Source organism: Methylobacterium sp. WL103 (assembly GCF_008039885.1).
Lineage (GTDB): Bacteria > Pseudomonadota > Alphaproteobacteria > Rhizobiales > Beijerinckiaceae > Methylobacterium > Methylobacterium cerastii.
In genome coordinates this window covers 1-2294 of record NZ_VRUX01000643.1, presented here as the reverse complement: position 1 = coordinate 2294, position 2294 = coordinate 1, and the positions used below count along the sequence as shown (strand labels likewise).

General features: G+C 67.2%; 2 protein-coding genes. Both read right to left on the bottom strand.

The window, feature by feature from the left end; genetic code table 11:
* Positions 1-368 precede the first annotated feature (368 nt).
* Complete coding sequence (locus FV222_RS23600; protein WP_147754234.1) at positions 369-1691, bottom strand: S41 family peptidase; 1323 nt, start codon at positions 1689-1691, stop codon at positions 369-371.
* On the bottom strand, positions 1691-2294 hold a 604-nt coding region (locus tag FV222_RS23595; RefSeq protein ID WP_147815784.1), incomplete at its 5' end, for a peptidoglycan DD-metalloendopeptidase family protein. The genes FV222_RS23600 and FV222_RS23595, both read right to left, overlap by 1 nt.

The window sequence follows — 2294 nt, the reverse complement described above, 5'->3', positions numbered from 1 at the left end:
CCCCCCCCCCCCCCCCCCCCCCCCCCCTTTTTTTTTTATTGATCCGGCGACCACCGTTTTCTACACGTTAGGAGTCGTCGGCTGCGTCAGTTGTGTATAAGAGACCGGGGCCGGGGGCTGGGACGTCGACCCCGAGGGGGCGCGTCAGGATATCGTCGGACGAGTCGCTCACCGGCCCTCGAGACAAGCGGCGCCGTGGAAGAATCGCCTGACGCGACGATGCGGTGCCCCGGCTCCATTGCCGGCCGCCATGGTTAATTTTTCGTGAGAGCGGATTCCGATCCTCGGCCCGGGGGCATCCGTCCACGAAAAACCCCCGCCCGGCTCGTGCCGGACGGGGGCTTGATGTTCCAACCGATCCAGGAGGATCAGTTCGGCATCGTCGGCTTCTGGGTGTTGGTGGCACCCTTCTGGATGCCGTGGAGGAAGTCGACGGCGGCGGTGATCTGCTTGTCCTTGGCCGGGTCGGACGGCATGTAGGCCGACGAACCGCCGCGCTCCTCGACGTCCTTCTGCTTGAGGTGGCCCTTCAGGCCGGCCTCGCCCTTGGTCTCGTCCTTGCCCTTGAGTTCGTCGGGCACGTCCTGCACCACCTCGACGTCGGGCTCGATGCCCTTGGCCTGGATCGAGCGGCCCGACGGCGTGTAGTAGCGCGCCGTGGTGAGGCGCAGGGCGCCCGAGCCGCCGAGCGGGATGATCGACTGCACCGAGCCCTTGCCGAAGGAGCGCGTGCCCATGATGGTCGCGCGCTTGTGATCCTGCAGGGCGCCGGCGACGATCTCGGAGGCCGAGGCCGCGCCGCCGTTGACGAGCACCACCACCGGCTTACCCTTGGTGATGTCGCCGGCCTTGGCCGAGAAGCGCTGGGTCTCGTCCGGGTTGCGGCCGCGGGTCGAGACGATCTCGCCGCGGTCGAGGAAGGCGTCGGAGACCATCACCGCCTGGTCGAGCAGGCCGCCGGGGTTGTTGCGCAGGTCGATCACGTAGCCCTTGATCTTGTCCTGCCCGATCTCGCCCGAGAGCTTGTCCACCGCGGCCTTGAGGCCGTCGTAGGTCTGCTCGTTGAACTGGGTCAGGCGGATGTAGCCGATATCGGTGCCCTCGACGCGCGAGCGCACCGGCTTGATCTTGATCACGTCGCGATTGAGCGTGACCTCGATCGGGTCCTTCGACTCCTTGCGGGTGATCTTGAGCTTCACCGGCGAGTTCACCGGGCCGCGCATCTTGTCGACCGCCTGGTTGAGGGTCAGGCCCTGCACCTGGTCGTCGTCGATCTGGGTGATGACGTCGTTCGAGAGCAGACCTGCCTTGGAGGCCGGGGTGTCGTCGATCGGGGTCACGACCTTGATCAGGCCGTCCTCCATCGTGACCTCGATGCCGAGGCCGCCGAACTCGCCGCGGGTCGTGGTCTGCATGTCGCGGAACGCCTTGGCGTCCATGTAGCTCGAATGCGGGTCGAGCGAGGTCAGCATGCCGTTGACGGCCGCCTCGATCATCTTCGCCTCGTCCGGCTTCTCGACGTAGTCGGTGCGGACCTTCTCGAACACGTCGCCGAAGAGGCTGAGTTGGCGGTAGGTCTCGGCGGAGGCCGCCACGGCGCGCGGACCCGACAGGAAGTCGGTCTGCGTCGCGACCATCGACGTGCCTGCTCCCAGGAACGCGCCGAGCATGATGAGGGACGTCTTGCGCATTATCCGCGAACCTTCTCGCTGGGGCTTTTGGCCCACCAAGGCTCCGGATCGATGGAGCCGCCGTCCTTCTTGAATTCCACGTACAGGATCGGATCGCTGCCGTCGCCGCTCATCACCGGCTGGACCGCACTTCCCTCGCCCATGTTACCGACCGGCTCGCCCGCGAGGACGAACTGACCGACCTCGACAGAGATCTGATCCATGCCGGCTAGGAGAAGATAGTAGCCATCGCCGGCGTTGATGATCAAGAGTCGTCCATACGACCGGAACGGCCCTGCGAACTGCACCCACCCGTCGGCGGGAGAGGACACCACGGCCTTCGCGCGGGTCGCGAGCGAAATGCCGCGCGTCATCCCGCCGTTGCCGTCGGGCTGGCCGAAGCCGCGCAGCATGCGACCGCTGACCGGGCGCGGGACGTCGCCCCGCGCATCGACGAACTTCACCTTCGGGGCGAGCTTGGCCGGGTCGCGGATGCCGGCGGCGGCGAAACGGTCCTGCGTCGCCTTGGCCTCCCGCTGCTCGGCCGCCTTGGCCTCGTCGGCGGAGCGCTTGGCGGTGGCGACCTCGCCCTCGACGCGGTCGAGGAGGTCCTTCAAGGTCCGG

Coding starts and splice junctions, on each gene's coding strand:
- FV222_RS23600 (WP_147754234.1), bottom strand. CDS start 1,691: ATGCGCAAGACGTCCCTCATCATGCTCGGCGCGTTCCTGGGAGCAGGC.